We start from the raw sequence: 18,412 nt of genomic DNA, 5'->3' as shown, positions 1-18,412 counted from the left end.
CTTAATTGATAAACGTTCTCAATAACAATGTATATCATACATGGACCCATGACAAGTCGTGCAATGCCATCTGACGTAGCGTGTCGTGGGTATCGGTGCGTGTCATGGGTATGAAAATGGCGGAGCCCCTGAGCTCCGCCATACACAGACAAGCCGATGCAGCATCCTGCAATCAGCTGGTCGGCTGATCAATCGGCCTGATATCCGGGAAGGCCTTTCGCGCCGATGTCATGACGATAAAAGTAGCCGGTGGTCTGGGCTGCGTCCACGATGGAATACACCTTGCGCTGTGCATCGGCAATGTCATTGCCGGTCGTCTCGACGAGAAGCACGCGGCCGCCGTCGGAGACCAAGCCGTCCTCTGTGTTCTTCACGCCTGCGTAATACACATGCGCATCCGGATCGCCGGACAGGTCGAACCTCGGCACCGCGAAGCCGGTCTGCGGCTTGATCGGGTAGCCGTTCGACGCCAGCACCACGCCAAGCGTCGTGCGGTGTTCGTCCCACGTGAATGTCGGAGTGCCGCCGTCGAGGATCGTCTTGAGCGCCTCGCCCAGGTCGCTGGTGAGCTTGGGCAGCACGACTTCCGTCTCAGGATCGCCGAAGCGGGCATTGAACTCGATGACCTTCGGGCCTTCCTTCGTGGCGATGAGCCCCGCATACAGGATGCCATTGAAAGGCGTTCCCTCATCCACCATCGCCGCGGTCACCGGACGCACGATTGTGTCGATTGCCTCGGTGATGACGGACTGGGGAATCTGAGGAACGGGGGAGTAGGCGCCCATGCCGCCGGTGTTGGGTCCCTTGTCGCCATCATGCGCACGCTTGTGGTCCTGAGAAATCGGCATCGGCCAGAATTCCTTGCCGCGCACGAAGCTCATTAGCGAAAATTCCTGACCCTCGAGGTAATCCTCGATCACCACGGACGAGCCAGCGGCACCGAAACGGTGATCCACGAAGATCTCTTCCAAGGCCTTGTAGGCGGTGTCCTCATCCATGGCGACGGTGACGCCCTTGCCGGCAGCCAGGCCGTCGGCCTTGATGACGATCGGAGCGCCATGCTCAGCGACATATGCCTTGGATTCCTCCAGCGAGGAGAACGAACGGTACTGCGCCGTGGGAATGTTGTGACGTGCCATGAGTTCCTTGGCGAACGTCTTGGAGCCCTCGATCTGCGCCGCAACCTTGTTGGGGCCGAAAGCCTTGATTCCTGCGGCTTCGAAAGTGTCGACAATGCCATCGATCAGCGGTGCTTCCGGGCCGACGAACACGAAATCGATGGCGTTTTCCTTGGCGAAGTCAATGAGTGCGGCCTGATTGTGCTGTGCCAGCTGCACGATGGTGATTCCATCCTGCGCCATGCCAGGGTTGCCGGGGGCGACGAACACCTGCTCGACGCTGGAACCTTTGAGAAGCGTGTGGGCGATGGCGTGTTCGCGTGCACCGGACCCGATGACCAGAACCTTGAGACCCATGGTGTGGTATGCCTTTCTTCGGGATATGGAAAATCCCGACATCTTGTGTGATGCCGGGATCGGTTTGTTGAGGACCGCCACGGCATCGATTGCTGTGACGGATTATTGCTGTGCGGAGAACGTGACCCGATCGTCGCCATTCTGTCGTTCAATCGAACCGACCTTGTAGCCGGCCTCGCCATGCTCGTGCAGGATTTGCAGCGTCTCGTCAGCGCGGGCTGAGTCAACGGCGAGCACCATGCCCAGACCCATGTTGAAGATGTTGTACATCTCCATGTGGTCGATGGCGCCTGCCTTCTCGATGACGTTGAAAATGGGGAGCACCGGCCACGTGCCCAGATTGATGTGGGCTGCCAGGCCTTGCGGGATCATGCGCGGGATGTTTTCGATGAAGCCGCCGCCCGTGATGTGCGCGACACCCTTGACGACGCCAGCTTCAAACAGCGGGCGAAGCGTCTTGACGTAAATCTTCGTCGGCTCGAGCAGGACCTCGCCCAAGCTCTTGCCATCCAGTTCGTCAAGCTTCGTGTCGACCGTGTAACCAGCCTGCTCGAACAGCGCCTTGCGCACGAGCGAGAAACCATTGGAATGCACGCCGGTGGACGGCAGGCCGATGAGAGCGTCGCCCTCGGCAATGCCGGAACCGTCAACGATCTTGCTCTTTTCGACAGCGCCCACGGCGAAGCCCGCGAGATCATATTCATCCGGGTCATACATGCCGGGCATCTCGGCCGTTTCACCGCCGACCAATGCGGCATCGGACTGGACGCAGCCATCGGCAACGCCGGAGACGACCTTTTCGAGAAGGGCCGGGTCGTTCTTGCCGCAGGCGATGTAGTCAAGGAAGAACAGCGGCTGGGCACCGCAGGCGGCGATGTCGTTGACGCACATGGCGACGCAGTCAACGCCGATCGTGTCATGCTTGCCGACCATCTTGGCGATCATGAGCTTCGTGCCCACGCCGTCCGTGCCGGAGATGAGCACAGGCTCCTTGTAGCCCAAGGATGCGAAGTCGAATAGGCCGCCGAATCCACCGATGCCGCCCATGACTCCGGGGCGGTTGGTGCGCGCCACATGGGACTTGATGCGCTTGACGACTTCGTAGCCGGCTTCGACGCTGACTCCAGCGTTTTCATATGCTGTGGGCATTGATACTCCTGTTGTGTTTTCTGTGGTGCACGGGTGCGCGATTGACTGGTGCCATGACTACTGGTGCCATGACGCGCGCTGTGAGTGGCATCGCTTCCACTTGGTAGTCTATCCGCAATTCGCGCGCGGCGTGGGATGGCGTTTGCTGTTTGATGCTATGTGTTTGCCGCGTGGGCGAAGCCGTGTGGTCGGTCGCAGCGCAGGCTGTCTGGTCGGCATGCACGGCTTCGCTTGTGCGCAAGCGGTGGGCGAGGCTACTCGGCGACGGAGATCCTCGAGTTCGTCTCGGTGTCGTCCTGCTGCCGGCCTGCGTTTTTTGCGGAGAATGCGGCGGCGGAGCTGAACTCGTTGCCCACGTAGTTGCTGTCTTCGCGGGCGAAGCGGGTGAGGCGCGCACGGTCCTCGGGCGAGATGCTTGCCAGGAATTCCTGCTCGTAATCGTCCAGGCTCGTCGGATAGTCGCCGTTGAAGTAGGCGACGCACAGCCCGCCGTAAGGGGCGTCGGCGTTGAGGCCAATCGTCTCGACCAAGCCGTCGATGGAGAGGAACGCCAGGGAATCGGCGCCGATGTATTCGCGGATCTCCTCCACGGATTTGTGTGCGGCGATGAGCTCGGACGTGCGGGAAATGTCGATGCCGTAGTAGCAGGGGTAGCGCAGCGGCGGGGAGGCGATGCGCATGTGCACTTCGGAGGCGCCGGCTTCACGCAGCAGCTGCACGATTCGCCGCGAGGTGGTGCCGCGCACAATGGAATCATCGATGACGATGACCCTCTTGCCTTTGACGACGCCACGCACAGCGGAAAGCTTCATGCGCACGCCCTGTTCACGCAATTCCTGCGTCGGCTGGATGAAGGTGCGGGCGACGTACTGATTTTTGACCAAGCCCATTTCGTTGGGGATTCCGCTGGCTTCGGAATATCCCGAGGCGGCCGACAGCGAGGAATTGGGCACGGCTACCACCATGTCGGCGTCCACCGGGGCCTCCTTGGCGAGGCGTGCACCGGCGCGCTTGCGTGCCGAATGCACGTTGACGCCGTCGATGTTGGAATCGGGGCGGGCGAAGTAGATGAATTCCATCGAGCAGATGGCCTTCTGCGTGTGCTCGGTGTATTTTTCGATGCGATAGCCGGAATCGTCGACGATGACGATTTCACCAGGCTCGATGTCACGGATGAATTCAGCGCCCACGGTATCGAGCGCGCAGGTCTCGGAAGCGAGCACGTAAGCGCCGTTTTGCAGCTGGCCGATGGACAGCGGGCGGAAGCCATTGGGGTCGAGCGCGCCGATCATCGCGTCCTCGGTCATGAGCAGGTAGGCGAAGCCGCCATGCACGATGTTGAGGGATTCCTTGAGCTTTTCAATGAAGTTCGGCTGCTTGGAGCGGCGGATGAGGTGCATGAGCACTTCGGTGTCGGAATTGGAGTGGAAGATGGCGCCTTCGTCTTCAAGCTGGCGGCGCAGTGTGGGGCAGTTCGTCAGGTTGCCGTTGTGGCACAGCGCCACGTCGCCGTCATGGAAGCGGAAGATGAACGGCTGAATGTTGCTCAGCGCGCCCGATCCGCTGGTGGCATAGCGCACATGGCCGATGGCTTTGTCACCGGTGAGGCGTTCGAGCGAGCGTTCGTCTTCGAACACCTGGCTGAGCAATCCCAATCCACGGTAACCGGTGAGATGGCCGTTGCCGCTGGAGACGATGCCTGCACCTTCCTGGCCGCGGTGTTGAAGCGCGTGCAATCCGAAATACGTGAGTTTTGCGGCATCGGGATGACCCCAGACGCCAAAAATGCCGCACTCCTCATGCAGACCTTCGAGCTCAGCAGACATGCGCACTCCTTAGCTTGTTGCTGTTCTTCCAGATGTATTCGTGGGTTGTGGATGATTCCTGGCAGGTATCGAAACCCAGCATGTGAAGCGTTGACGGGGAACGGGACCTGCCCAGACGTTACGTTGATACATTACCAATCGGCGGCTACATAAAACACGCGTCATGCTTGGCGCGAAAAGTAGGGATGCGCGTGCTGGTGGGACGGGGCTGTGGATAACTAATTTCGCACAACACGCCACGGGAAGGTTGCAAATGCGCGCGTGTCGAAAAAGAAGGCGAAAGTTTTCCACATTCGCCCCTGTGAGGCTCTGACATGGGGTAGTCTCGGAACACATATGAATTGGATTGCCTTTCGCGGTAGCCGCTGCGAAAGGTTCAGACGCGACGCGGCAGCCCCGTGTACCACGCGGAAGTGGCACAAACGAGAGGACTGTCATGGGTGCGTCAGCTGTAAAAAACACAGGTGCGTCAGTTGTAACAAACACAGGTGCATCAGCAGGTTCGTTGACAGGTGCAGCAGGGGACGCGTGTGCATCAGGGGATGCACATGCGTCGGGTGCTGGAATGTCGCGCTTCAAGACGCAGCCCGGCAAGCCGTCTGTTGCCGGGGATGCCGTGGGAAGCCTCATCGGCGGGCGGTATCTGCTTCTCTTCGTGGTCGGCCGTGGAGGGGTGTCCGTGGTGTACGCGGCGCGGGATATGACGCTCAACAAACTGTGGGCGGTGAAACACTGCCGTCCTCGGGATGATGAGCCGTCGACGTTGGCTGCGTTCCGGGCGGAGGCAGCGTTCATCAAACGCTTCGACCATCCGTGCATCCCGAGGATCGTGGACTTCGTAGAGAACTCTTTGGGCTTGTTCGTCGTCATGGATTATGTGGAGGGCGTGACCCTGCGCACCATCATCATCGATTCAGGGCGCCAACCTGCCAGCACAGTCGTGGAGTGGGCGTTGCAGCTATGCGATGTGCTCGAATACCTGCATGGCAGGAAGACGCCAGTGGTGCATCGGGACATCAAACCCGGCAACATCATGATCACGCCGGAAGGCAAGGTGCGTCTCATAGATTTCGGAATCGCCCATGAACGCTCTGGGTCCCCTGAACGGGGGAGAGGCACGCCAGGCTTCAGCGCGCCGGAGCAGTTCGCTGCGAACGATGTTGCGGATGGCATCGCGGATGGCATCGCAGATGGCACAGTGGATGGCGCTGCCGCCGAATGCAATCGCGGAAGTGCCCGATCGTGTTGTTCCGCTGATCCACGAGTGGATGTCTATGCGCTGGGAGCGACCATGTACGCCGCATTGACGGCTCGGCATCCTCGCCGGGGCGTGGATTGGTACGGCGTGGCGTGTGACAGAGCGCTCAGACAGGTGGTGGAGCGATGCATGGAAGACGATCCGGCGAAACGGTTCGCGTCCTGCGCACATGTGGCATACGCCTTGAAGCATTGCGACGACGGGGCTTTCCAAGCAAGTGTGCGCAGGCGGTGGCGTGGTTTCGTGGCGACAGTGCTCGCAGCTGCCGTGGTATTGGGGGCAAGTCCTTGTTTTGCTGCTGCCGCTTGGCATGTTCGTAACAACGATTATTCGCATTGGATGACGGTAGCCGGGCTTTCCGCTGATGCACACGAGTCATGGCAGGCGTACCGATATGCGATACATGCCTCGCCAACGCATACGGAGCCTTACGAAGAGATGATTCGCCTAGCGAAGGCAGATGGCGTGTTTGACTCCCGTGAGGAATCGGAGTTGTGCGATGAACTGACGGCGCATGCCGCTGAACTCGAATCCCAGGCGGACGGATGGGGCCGATTGTGCTATGGCATGGGAGTTTTGTATTGGTATTACGCGGATGCGGATGACGCGTGCGGCACGGATGAAACCACTGACAGCTGTTGGGCCAAGCCACGCAATCATGCGATGGCAAGTGCATCGTCGTGGATGCGGCAGGCGGTGGACGCTGGTGGTTTCGAAGAATTGGATTCCGCGCAGGTGTATGCCGATATGGCGGATTTCTCCGTGCAGATTGTGCAACGGGCCAATGAGGGAACTGACAAAGGGCTCTATGCCGCGTATTTCAGCAATCTTGAACGGATGGTGCGCACGGCCGCCGATGACGCCAATCCCGTGGTCTCGCTCTCAGCGGCTTGGCAGATTGTCGTGGCGTTGCAAGTGTATCCGCGTCATTTCCGTTATGACGCCATCACGCTTGAGCGGATGCGTGCACTCGAATCACAAGCTATGCAGCTGGCGTTGCGCACGGAGGCCATTGGGCGCAAACAGGCGGATATGAAGGCACGCATACTGCATGCCGCGGATGATTTACGGGCAGCCATGGAGCAGGCGTTTTCAGATCCTGGGGCTGGCATGGATGGGGCTGGCATGGATGGGGCTGGCATGGACGCGAAGAGTGAGCAAGGAAGAGACAGGCACGGTGAGGAAAGTGTCACAGAGCCCAGTGCTGAGATGGCAACAGCACTGAGATGACAACAGTGAGGAGGCGGTCACAGTGATTGTGGAACCATGGATGAATCCGGCTGCGTCGGTGCAGTTGGCAGAGTTGGCATGGCATGGTGTGCCCGCACAGACGTGGGCGACGATGTCGAACATTGCCCTCGCCACAGGTCTCGTGATCAGTCTGTGTGCCGCTGCGATGTATGTGGCTTGGGATGTGCATGCAATCCGTGCCATGCTCAATGGTAGGCAGCGCCGCCGGGAGATACAGGAATACCGTCGCAGGCATAGGGAGAATGCAGGCGACGGGGAGAATGCAGGCGATGGGGAGAATGCAGAAAACAATAAAAATACAGCAAACAAGGGGTGCATGACGGTGACAGTCGGGGATGCAGCTGTCCAGCACAATGTTGCGTCTCATCGGCATTCGCAAGCTGAAAGAAAACCGGCGGTGGATGATGCAACGGTGCTGTCATGTGAGGAATCGGATGCAACGGTGATGAGTCATGTGGTGATGAGTCACGAGGCATCGCAGGGCTGTCGTGCCACATTACGCAGCGACCATGCCATATTGCGCAGCGACCGCGCGATTGAGCTTCTAGGCAGTGAACTTCAGAACAGTGATTTTCAAAACAAAGCAACAACGCAGCAGAGCGACGAAACGAAGCAGCAGAGCAACAACGCAAAGCAACAGAGCAACAGTACAAAAGGAGGATGCATGAAAGGCAATCAAACGGAGCGCAATTGCGTGAAAAGGAGTCACACGGGTCGAAACCGCGTGGGAGGGAATCAGGGAATGCATGATCGGCAGAAGCGAGGCTGCATGGAATCCAGCCGAGTGAAGCGTCGAGGCAGGGCGGATGCGCAGATCGCCGCCCGCCGGCAATCGTGGCGGGCACTGTCGCTGCGCACTGCGCGCATCATCGGTGCAACGCTGCTGACGATTCTGGTCTTTGGCTGCGCGTGGCTGGCAGTGGGCTTGTCATCACCGCGGTCCCATGCATATGACGTTTCCGATTCCACGTTATCGCGGGAGGGACGCTCTTCAGCGAGCCACCAGCCGCCTGTGACCGCCGGGCCGTCTGATGGGGCAACAGGGGCTGTCGGAACAACGCAGGCTGGTGGGAAAGCACAGGCTGATGCATCTGCTGATTCTCAGGCCTCCTCTGGTGGGCACAACACGTCCGGCACTGTGCCCACGACTGGGGTTAGTCCAGAATCATCCTTTGCGGGGTACGCTGTGCGGGCTCATGTGGATGGCATTGGACGGAAGACAGGGCCTGTGGCTTTCAACGGGAACAGAACGATGTCATTGGGCAAGGACGGTTTACCGGCCGAACTGCGAATCACAGTATCAGTATCCTGCGCCTCCTGTGAGGGTCCAGAAGGATTCAACACGTCAGCAGATGCCGGCCAGTCCACTGACGCTTCGGGTCCTGTGTCCCGTCCTGATTCCACGGACCCCGATCGTGATGCACCGGTCGTGATACGCCTGCATGCTCCGGCACCCGCGGATGCCTCGGGGAATGCGCTGGGTCTAGACGTGACGATGGAGAAACAGGTGGAATGGGTATCCGTTGCGGATGATATCAAGGATGACGCCAATACCAAGGATGACGCCGTGGACGATGCCGCAGATGTTCCAGATGCACCAGACGTACGGAATGATTCCGGTGCGTCCAATGCGGATGATGCTACGGATGGTGCCAGCAAACCACACGGTGCGCGGGGCACGGTCTCCTTCTCGGTGACCGCAGAAGGCATGTACTCTCTCTCGGGCTTTACGGTGGATGTCGAATCCACGCAACAGCGGACGGCCTATGCCATCTCCCGTGTATTGGCCGATTCTGATGACGCGCCGGACTATGATGCGGTGATCATCGACCAAGGCGAAACCCCGGGAAGAGGGTTGGAAGTGGATGTGGTTCCCGTCACAAATGCGCCTTCTGATAAGCCGGCAGCACAAGCATCATCCGCAGCCCATGCCACGGTGGGATCGCGCTATTACTTCTCTTCTCCAGTCGAATTTGCGCTGACCGTGACCGACCGGTGGTTTGCGTTCTATCAGGCTGCTGGAAGAGCTCGAAGCACGGAGGGTGCAGCTCGAGAAACGGACGACGAGGCGGCCACACAGGCAGACGCGCAGACCGGGGCGCTCGCAGAAATCATTGCAAGTGTGCCGGATGGTTCCGACCCTTCTGTGGTGACCGGCTGGGACGCTGAGTGCATCGGCGGCATGGATGACCACACCGACGCGGATTCCACACAGCAGGGCGATGCCGAGATGATGAACGGCGATAATATCGACCGCGCCAATCAGTGGCGGATACGGTGTGCAGTGGGTGGAATCCGGACCGAAGGCATGTCGGCGTTGCGGGAGGGAACATATCGTTACACGGCCTCGTATCAGGGTCTGCTTGGCAGCCAAGAGGCGATACGAGCATGCCATGATGCGGACGCCGGCATGCCTTCGTGTGAATTCGTCGTAGACATGACCCCGCCCACGATTGGCAGCATGCGAGTAGACGGCACTTATGAGCTCGTGGGCGGATGGATGCGCGTGCATCCAGGATTTCGCATTATCGCCGATGACCTTGCGGATGAAGGGGCCGGATTGGCTGATGCACAGCTGGAATGCATGGGCGCGCAGCGGGAATACGCTGATGCGCAATCGTGCCCGGCAACACCACTGACAGTGGGCATGGAGGGCGATGCGGCATTCGTGGAATTCCCCTGTGACGCATACAAGTGGGACTCATCGCGTCTCGGTGTGGCTGTGCGCGACCATGCGGGCAACAGCACGGTCATGCGCCTGTCTGACGCGTTGGCGAATGCCGCAGGCCAGTCGTCGGTGGGCGCCGCGGTCATCGTGATGGAGCCGGACGCTCCTTCAGCCGGCATAGTCCACGAGGAGTGTGGACGCGACATGAATCAGTCGACGACGCGTGAAGCCATCGCATTTTGCTCTCATCCCACATCGATCATGGTGCGCATTGATGATGTGGCGTTGGAGGCGATTCAATGGTCTGATCCCGGTCGCGTGATCGGCGTGGCATCCGTTGACGGACGAGTGGTGCGCAGCATTTTCGCACGTGAATTGCAATTGTCCCGTCCGCTTCATGCGCCTGTCACGGAATTTCCTGCAGCGACGCTGGCATCCAGTGTAGGAACGTACTCCTTCATTGCGGATAGCGATGGGGTATGGGAGGTCAACGTATGGGCGGCATCCTTGGCGAATGGGGCGGACGAAGCAACAAGCACTAGCCATGTGAGCTTCATCGTGGACATGACCCAGCCTCGGCTGGACGTGGAATTGACGACTCAAGGGAACGGGCAATATTTCAAGAACGCTGTGCATATGTCACTAGAGTGTGTGGAACGCAACGTGCAGGATGGGGTCGCCCGTTTGGTCGTTGAAGGCCAGGATGCTTCGGGGAATCCTGTGAGCGTGATTCCTGAACTGACATGGGATTACGTGGGGGATTCGCGGTGGCGTGCATCGTACTCATGGCATCAGGAAGGCAGCTTCGCTGTGCGGCTTGATGCCATGGACAAAGCAGGAAACCAGGCTCACACAGTGATGATTCCGAACTTCGTGCTTGATTCCACTCAACCCAGCATCCACATTGATGGTGTCGAAGACTCGCACGCATATTCGGGAAGTGCAGCTATTTCCATTCGGGTGGACGAGCCAATGCTCGACGGAGGCGTTGACTGGAGCCTGTCCGGAGTGCGAAGGGGAGCGATGCAGCCGGCCGTCGATGCACAGGCGGATAGAACTGGCATGACGCTTGCCTTGGAGGATTTCTCGACTGAGCGGGACTTCGATGATGTCTATGACCTTCGGGTGTCCGCCCACGATAAGGCTGGCAATGTCGCAGAACGGCATATGAGGTTTTCGATTAACCGTTTCGGCTCCACATACGCGTTTTCCGAATCCACCGAGCGAGCGCATGGCGCGTACTTGCGGGAAGCGACGGACATGGAGATTGACGAGATCAACGTGTCCGGGATTGCACCGGAGTCCGTGCAGATCCGAGTGGTGAGGGGTGATTCAGTGCGCTCGCTCGCGGAAGGCGAGTACCGCAGACTACAGGGGGATTCCAATGGATGGGGCATGACACGGTATGTGATTCCTGGCGAGGTATTCAGCGAGGACGGCTGGTATCGGGTGCTTGTCTCATCGACCGATGCAGCCGGGAATCATTCAGATAACGCCAGATTGGGTGTGAAAGAGGGAGGCGCGGCGCAATCCAGTGCTGAGTTGTCATTCGCTGTGGACTCCACGCCGCCGCAAGTGCATGTGGGCGCTTCTGGTTCCGTGCATATGCATGATGCCATGATGATTGATCATGCACAACTGTTCGTGGACGGCACCGCGGTGCGATATTGGGAGGGAGATGCTGGAGACGGCACGGTGGCGGATGTGCCGGCTGATGGCAATGAGCATGATGTGAGTGTTGTGGCAGTTGACAAAGCAGGCAACACAGCTGAAGAAGGTACTCGCGTGCAATTGGCGCGACGGGGGTGGAGCGTGTCCGCTGCACCGAATCAGCCCTTGGTCTCGATGCCTGGAAACCAGACGACAGGAACGGAAACGCTTCTTGCATCTCTGGGAGTGGCGATTGGTGTTCCTATGTGCACTGTCTTGGTGAATCGAATCATGCACCGTCGATCACACAAACGCCAGCATGAGGCCACGAGCCATGCGCATGCATGATGGAGTACCGTTATGTTCATATCAACATGACGCACCATATCACCATGATGCAGGGGGAGGGATTATGCCGGTTGCTTGGGCGCACGGGAACACTGGTGCTGCCGATCGCAGCAATGTGGTAGGCGGCACCTCCGCGGGAATCCAACCGGCCGACAGTGAGACTCAGACCGAAGCCGAAGCCGAGACCAAAGCCGACGATGAGTTTTCGCATACTCGTGTCTACCGTGCGCGTCCATATGCGGTGTATTCCACGATCATGGCGGTGCTGGGCAACAACAGGTATTTTTCAGTGGAATCCTTTGATATAGGACGAATGACTGTTCGCTGCCGGGCACATGCGAGCGGCATCCTTTACGATGTGTCGGTCTTCGACCGGGGCCTCAAGGGTTCTGCAGTGACTGTCCTTCCTGCTGCGGCATCTGATGGCACAGTGCCGCTTGCGGATGATTCCTTAGGCGATATCGGTGCCTCCAGTGGTGACAGAGTCTTTGGTGATGCCAACGCTTCCAGCGATGCCGATGTGTCCAGCGATGCCAAGGCAGCGGATGGGACTGTGTATGACGCTGTCAGTGTGCATCCTGAAAGGGGAGCGCGTTCCGGTGTGGACGTGCATTCCGATGTGGAGGCATTGTTCGCGGGCTTTCTTGCCGTGCTTCGTGCAGGAGATGTCATTGAAGGGTCGCGTCCAACCCAGGCGGCAAAAATGGAATCAGCAGGGATTAACCCTCCAGGGGTGGAATCCGACCACGGCGAGCCATATCCGGCCACATCCACATCTGTCCGAGCTCAAGCGGCGCCTGCCGAAACGACAAGGATGGAGTCGGCGGGAGTCGAGACCACCCGTGCCGAGCCTATGCATATTAATCCTGCACGGATTGTACAGGCGGAAGCGAGACCTGCACGAATCGATGCGGAGCAGGGGAACTCGGGCAGAGTAGTGATATCCGGACGGCATCCCGGGAGCCAAGCGGTCACTCGGCCAATGCAGGAAGGTGGCTCCGGTGTGAGAGGCCGTCGCATTGGGTCGCATCCGATCACAGCCATGGCGGACATCGAACAGTCGGCAGACCAGTCGTATCTTCCCGTCACCACAGGAAGCACAGCGATCATGCCCCAAGGCTCACTCATGCCAGTGCCACCGCCGCCAACGCAGCTAGGTAAATCCGCGCGCGCTGACGTGACAGTCGCTGACATGGCATCAGTGGCACAGGATGCCGGTGCCAGCCATTATGCTGACGGCACGTCGGTGGCAAACGGAGCGGCGCAGATGGTGAAGTCCGTGGCAGGCAAGGCGGCACGAGGTTTTCGGCTTGCATTAAGGTGGATGTGCTTGCGTTGGAACGTACGACGAGGTGCACGTCCGCGCGCTGATGACACGAACGGGAAACCAAGGGAGGAACACAATGGCGCTGTCTCATCACGATAGCAAGAATGTCTCTGACGCAGATCCTGCCGTTTCCGGCGGCACTGGCTCCGATAAGGCGAAGCCGTCGAGGCAGTCAAAGGCGAGCAACACCGCTGCCAGTGCCGCTTCAACAGCATCTCGTAATGTGAAGGTCGCTGAAGCGGTCGGCGTTGCCTTGGGAATCCTGATTGTCGCAGCCATCGTCGCCGTGCTGGTGTTCCTCGCATCGCGGTCCTCGGGAAGTGAAGCGCAGACGGGCTATTCCTCGGATTGGTCCACTCCCTCAGACGCGCCTTCTGATGGGTCGAGTGCCGCATTGGAACGTCTGGGCGCCACGTATCAACTCGACGGCTCGAACGGCACAGCTGATTTTGGCTCTGACCAGACCATCTCATGGTCGGTTGCGTCGAACGGTGGCAAGACGGTCCTTCAATATACGAATTCCATGGGCGTGCCCATCAAAAGCTTCTCCGTCACATACACGCTGAAAAGCTCCGGTTCCTCCAGTGACGTGAAAGCGGTATTGGATTCCATCACGGGTGGTTTCACCGGCGACATCGACGATTCCGAGCTCTCCACCTGGAAAATCGGCTGCTCGGGGAGCAGCTACTCCCTATCAGGGGCAAACGGCGAGACTTCGGCATGTGTACTGGGCGGTTATCAATTGACCGACGCCAGTCAGCTTTCGGCGTTCCGCCCGGTGTCATTGAGCCTGGTTGCAGTGGATGCGACCGCCGGCAGCATCGATGATTACGCGTATTCGTTCACATCGAACTCCGCCACCGTGACCACAGACAGCACGATCGGCGGCTGGCCAGGCGACACCATGTCCGCGCGCATCCCCGAACCTACGGGGCAGGTGTATTACGATGTGCGCGAAACCGACGAAGGCATGTCGTTCTCCATCCTCGAGACCGGCACAAGCACCGTGTACGATTCCTACGTTTCGCAATGCACAGACATGGGGTGGGTTGTGGAAAGCTCGTCTGACGGTTCCACATCCTTTGCCTCCAAGGATGGCTATACGCTTACCGTCGCCAGTAATTCCGGGGCCAGCAGCGTCGATGTGCTGTTGCTTTCCGATACTGCGCAATCCGCCGACGCCAGCTCCAGTACTGATTCCAGCTCAGACTCTGATGCTGCGTCTGACACTGAATCCGGCGCAGGCGATTCCGCATCTTCCAGCAGCGCCCAATAGAGGTTCAGCAGTTCCAAGCAGCGCCCCATAGCAGTCCCATAGCGCTGAATAACAAAAGCGCTGCCCCATGCGCTGAATCAAAAGCTCATGCAGCTTCAGATACGCAGCCACAGCACACAGCGCCGGGCAGCCGGTGCTCGATGCGGTTCCCCGGCGCGTTTCCCTGTATGTTCCCCTGTATGCGCATATGCAAATCGGCCCGCCGGGATAACCGACGGGCCGATTTGCGTTCTGCATACGAGCGAGGCAAGCGCCTACGAGGCGCAATGCGCCTTACGCGGTGAAGTACTCCACGCCGCCTTCAAACAACGGCTGGAACTTGTCGCCGGGCACATTGCGGTACACGTTCTCACCCGTGCGCTCCGAATGGCCCATCTTGCCCAGCACGCGGCCGTCCGGGCTCGTGATGCCTTCGATGGCGAGCAGCGAACCGTTCGGATTCACGCTGAGGTCCATGCTTGGCACGCCATTCTCGTCAACATACTGCGTGGCAATCTGACCATTGCGCTTGAGGGAATCAAGTACATCATCGGATGCCACGAAGCGGCCTTCGCCGTGCGAGATGGCGATCGTGTGCACGTCACCCACGCTCGTCTTGGCAAGCCACGGGGACTTTACGCTGCTCACGCGCGTGCGCACGAGACGGCTCTGGTGGCGGCCGAGGGTGTTGAACGTCAGGGTGGGGCATGCGTCAGTCATCGGCACAATGTCGCCGAATGGCACGAGGCCCAGCTTGATGAGCGCCTGGAAGCCATTGCAGATGCCGAGCATCAGTCCATCGCGGTTCTTGAGCAGGTCGCGCACCGCGTCGGTGACGGCGGGGGAGCGGAAGAACGCGGTGATGAACTTCGCGGAACCATCCGGTTCGTCGCCGCCGGAGAAGCCACCGGGGATCATGACGATCTGGCTCTTGCGGATCTCGTCCACAAGCTGTGCCGTGGAGTCGGCGACAGCCTGCGGCGTGAGGTTGTTGATGATGAGCGTCGTCACGTCAGCACCTGCGCGACGGAAGGCGCGTGCCGAGTCGTATTCGCAGTTGTTTCCCGGGAACACCGGAATCACCACGTGAGGCTTCGCCCCCTGTGCCAAGGCGGGAGCGGTGCGGCGCGTCGTCGTCGCGTCGGACGTGACGGTCTCCACCGCCTTGCCTGCGCCACGGTACGGGAACACGGATTCGATGCCGCCTTCCCACGCGTCCTGCAGCGCGTTAAGGTCAAGCGTCTCGCCGGCTGCCGCGAATGCATAGTTGTCGGTCGTCGCGCCGATAACGGAGCAGAACATGTCGGTGGTGGGCTTGGGCAGCTGCGCGTCATCGGCGAGTTCCACGAAGAACGTGCCGTACAGCGGGGCGAACAGCGCATCCGCCGTCACTTCGGGCTCCAGTGTGAGACCGATGCGATTGCCCAAGGTCATCTTGAACAATGCTTCTGCGGCGCAGCCGTAGCCAGGCGTGGAGATTGCCAGCGCCTTGCCATCCGCCACCAAGGCTTCGACAGCAGCCATGGCCTGCTTCATGCCTTCGGCGGTCGGCGTGAGCTTGTCATCGCCATACATCGGGGTGATGCAGGCAATGCGATGGCCGGCACCCTTGAATTCCGGCGAAACCGCGCGTGCGGCGGGGCCAACCGCCACAGCGAAGGCGATGAGGGACGGCGGCACGTCGAGGTTTTCGAACGAGCCGGACATCGAATCCTTGCCACCGATGGCGCCAACCTCAAGATCGAGTTGCGCCATGAGGGCGCCGAGCACGGCTGCAGTGGGCTTGCCCCAGCGTTCCGGCTCTTCGCGCAGCTTCTCGAAGTATTCCTGCAGCGACAGGTATGCATCCTCGCGGCGGAAGCCGGCGGCAACGAGCTTGCTCACGGCTTCGACGACGGACAGGTATGCGCCCGTGTACTGGTTCTTCTCCATGATGTAGGGGTTGAAGCCCCATGCCATCGCGGAAGCGGTGGTCGTCTCGCCGTCCACAGGGAACTTGGCGACCATGGCCATCGTCGGCGTCAGCTGACGGCGGCCGCCGAAGGGCATGAGCACCGTCGACGCGCCAATCGTGGAATCGAAGCGTTCGGAAAGTCCCTTGTTCGAGCACACATTGAGATCAGTGACAAGGGTGTGCATGCGATCGGCGAGGCTGCCCGACTGCCATGGCGTGGCATACGGCAGTGCCGCTTCCACGTGGATGTCCTGGTGCTTGGGTGCGCCGTTCGATGCGAGGAACGCGCGGGACAGGTCGACGATCGCGTCGCCGTCCCACACCATGCGCACGCGCTTCTCCTCGGTCACCTTCGCAATCGGAGTCGCCTCGAGGTTCTCCTCGCGGGCATAGCCGAGGAACTCCTCCACGTCATCGGCTGCAACAGCGACAGCCATGCGTTCCTGCGATTCCGAGATCGCCAGCTCCGTGCCGTCAAGGCCTTCGTACTTCTTCGGCACCTTGTTGAGGTCCACATACAAGCCGTCCGCAAGCTCTCCGACAGCCACGGACACGCCGCCGGCGCCGAAATCATTGCAGCGCTTGATAAGGCGCGTCGCATCGCCGCGGCGGAACAGGCGCTGCAGCTTGCGTTCGACGGGCGCATTGCCTTTCTGCACTTCAGCGCCGTCCTTCTCCAAGGATTCGACGTTGTGCGACTTGGAGGCGCCCGTGGCACCGCCGATGCCGTCGCGACCGGTGCGACCACCCAGCAGGATGATCACGTCGCCGGGCTGCGGTTCTTCGCGGCGCACATGGTTGGCCGGCGTGGCGCCCACGACGGCGCCCACCTCCATGCGCTTGGCAACATAGCCGGGATGGTAGATTTCGTTGACCTGGCCGGTCGCCAAGCCAATCTGGTTGCCATAGGAGCTGTAGCCTGCGGCTGCCTTCGTCACGATCTGGCGCTGGGGCAGCTTGCCCTCCAGCGTCTGCGAGATAGGCGTGCGAGGGTCTGCAGCGCCGGTCACGCGCATGGCCTGGTACACGTAGCTGCGTCCCGACAGCGGGTCGCGGATGCAGCCGCCGATGCAGGTTGCGGCACCACCGAAGGGCTCGATCTCGGTGGGGTGGTTGTGCGTTTCGTTCTTGAACAGGAACAGCCAATCCTGCTGTTCGCCATCCACATCCACCTTCACCTTGACGGTGCAGGCGTTGATTTCCTTGGATTCGTCAAGGTTCTTCAAAATGCCCTTGGCCTTGAGGTACTTGGCGCCGATCGTGCCAATGTCCATGAGGCACACCGGCTTGCTGTCGCGGCCGAGCTCATGGCGGATCTGCAGGTATTTGTCGAACGCCTTCTTCACCACGGCGTCATCGATTGTCACATCGGTGAAACGCGTGCCGAACGTCGTGTGGCGGCAGTGGTCCGACCAATACGTGTCGATGACCTTGATTTCGGTAATCGTGGGGTCGCGGTGCTCTTCATTGGCGAAATACTGGCGGCAGAACTGTGCATCTGCCAGATCCATCGCCAGGCCACGGTCGTCGATGAACTCCTGCAGCTGGTCGTCCGTGTAGTCGCGGAAACCGTCGATGACTTCGACCGGCTGCGGCTTGGGCACTGCCACGCGAAGCGTCGTGCGGGGTTCAAGGCTCGCCTCGCGTGCCTCCACCGGGTTGATGACGTACTTCTTGATGGCGGCGACGTCCGCGTCGCTCAGGTTTCCGGTGAGCACATACACGATGGCGGAACGCACGGCAGGGCGATCGCCTTGGCTGATGAGCTGGATGCATTCGCTGGCGGAGTCGGCACGCTGGTCGAACTGGCCGGGCAGGAATTCGGTGGCGAACACCACGTCATCCTTGCCCACGGCGGGCATCGATTCGGAGGCATCATCGGTCTGCGGTTCGCTGAACACGGTGGGGACGCACGAATGGAACAGGTCCTCCGTGATTCCTTCCACATCGTAACGGTTAATCATCCGCAGATTCTGCAAGCCGTCGATGCCCAGGATCGTGCGCAGTTCATTGGTGAGCTGCTGAGCCTTGACATCGAAGCCGTGCTTCTTTTCCACATAGATGCGAAAAACCACGGAGGTGTCCTTTCTGTGACTATTTGACTATTGCGACTGTTTGGTTATTGCGACTGTTTTGCTGTTGCATCTGTTGCGTGCGGGGTATTGCCTGTTGACTGGTACATCGGTCGTTCACACGGATGTTTCCCACTCGAGGAATCCGCCACATGGAAGCAGATAGAAAATCGGCGCGG

8 protein-coding genes are annotated in these 18,412 nt (G+C 59.8%); 4 read left to right on the top strand and 4 right to left on the bottom strand.

The genetic code is table 11. From position 1 onward, the window contains the following. Positions 1-188: 188 nt before the first annotated feature. From purD to purF, 3 genes are all read right to left on the bottom strand, one after another. On the bottom strand, positions 189-1,475 hold the full coding sequence (purD, locus tag CLV65_RS05370) for a phosphoribosylamine--glycine ligase (protein ID WP_094690910.1): 1,287 nt from the start codon (positions 1,473-1,475) through the stop codon (positions 189-191). A gap of 102 nt (positions 1,476-1,577) precedes the next feature. Continuing rightward, a complete protein-coding gene (purM, locus tag CLV65_RS05365; RefSeq protein ID WP_094690909.1) occupies positions 1,578-2,624 on the bottom strand; it encodes a phosphoribosylformylglycinamidine cyclo-ligase in 1,047 nt (348 codons plus the stop codon). 254 nt (positions 2,625-2,878) lie between these two features. After that, the gene (purF, locus tag CLV65_RS05360; RefSeq protein WP_094690908.1) at positions 2,879-4,450 is read right to left on the bottom strand and encodes an amidophosphoribosyltransferase; all 1,572 of its coding nucleotides are present in this window, start codon (positions 4,448-4,450) and stop codon (positions 2,879-2,881) included. Between the two features lie 565 nt (positions 4,451-5,015). Here purF and CLV65_RS05355 point away from each other — a divergent pair. The 4 genes from CLV65_RS05355 to CLV65_RS05340 all read left to right on the top strand — a co-directional run bounded on the left by CLV65_RS05355 (position 5,016) and on the right by CLV65_RS05340 (position 14,228). Beyond that, positions 5,016-6,938 (top strand): serine/threonine-protein kinase, encoded by a 1,923-nt coding sequence (locus CLV65_RS05355; RefSeq protein WP_157847228.1) that lies wholly within the window; start codon positions 5,016-5,018, stop codon positions 6,936-6,938. A 1,528-nt stretch (positions 6,939-8,466) separates the two neighbouring features. Continuing rightward, entirely contained in the window at positions 8,467-11,625 is a 3,159-nt protein-coding gene (locus CLV65_RS05350; protein ID WP_158216092.1) for a hypothetical protein, read from the top strand. Between the two features lie 64 nt (positions 11,626-11,689). Then, positions 11,690-13,051, top strand: a complete 1,362-nt coding sequence (locus tag CLV65_RS05345; RefSeq protein ID WP_094690905.1) for a YML083C domain-containing protein — start codon at positions 11,690-11,692, stop codon at positions 13,049-13,051. After that, positions 13,029-14,228, top strand: a complete 1,200-nt coding sequence (locus CLV65_RS05340) for a DUF6591 domain-containing protein (RefSeq protein WP_094690904.1) — start codon at positions 13,029-13,031, stop codon at positions 14,226-14,228. The genes CLV65_RS05345 and CLV65_RS05340 overlap by 23 nt, the downstream gene beginning before the upstream one ends. Positions 14,229-14,501: 273 nt before the next feature. Here the strand turns inward: CLV65_RS05340 and CLV65_RS05335 are convergent, their stop codons facing one another. Next, positions 14,502-18,236, bottom strand: a complete 3,735-nt coding sequence (locus CLV65_RS05335; protein ID WP_094690903.1) for a phosphoribosylformylglycinamidine synthase — start codon at positions 18,234-18,236, stop codon at positions 14,502-14,504. Positions 18,237-18,412: the final 176 nt, after the last annotated feature.

The organism is Pseudoscardovia suis (genome assembly GCF_002797875.1).
In the GTDB taxonomy this organism is placed as follows: domain Bacteria; phylum Actinomycetota; class Actinomycetes; order Actinomycetales; family Bifidobacteriaceae; genus Pseudoscardovia; species Pseudoscardovia suis.
This window is presented reverse-complemented; position numbering and strand designations above follow the sequence as displayed.

Bases quoted from the DNA above. Each gene is read 5' to 3' on its own strand.
- CLV65_RS05340 (WP_094690904.1), top strand. From the start codon at position 13,029: ATGGCGCTGTCTCATCACGATAGCAAGAATGTCTCTGACGCAGATCCT.
- purM (WP_094690909.1), bottom strand. From the start codon at position 2,624: ATGCCCACAGCATATGAAAACGCTGGAGTCAGCGTCGAAGCCGGCTAC.
- purF (WP_094690908.1), bottom strand. From the start codon at position 4,450: ATGTCTGCTGAGCTCGAAGGTCTGCATGAGGAGTGCGGCATTTTTGGC.
- CLV65_RS05345 (WP_094690905.1), top strand. From the start codon at position 11,690: ATGCCGGTTGCTTGGGCGCACGGGAACACTGGTGCTGCCGATCGCAGC.
- purD (WP_094690910.1), bottom strand. From the start codon at position 1,475: ATGGGTCTCAAGGTTCTGGTCATCGGGTCCGGTGCACGCGAACACGCC.
- CLV65_RS05355 (WP_157847228.1), top strand. From the start codon at position 5,016: ATGTCGCGCTTCAAGACGCAGCCCGGCAAGCCGTCTGTTGCCGGGGAT.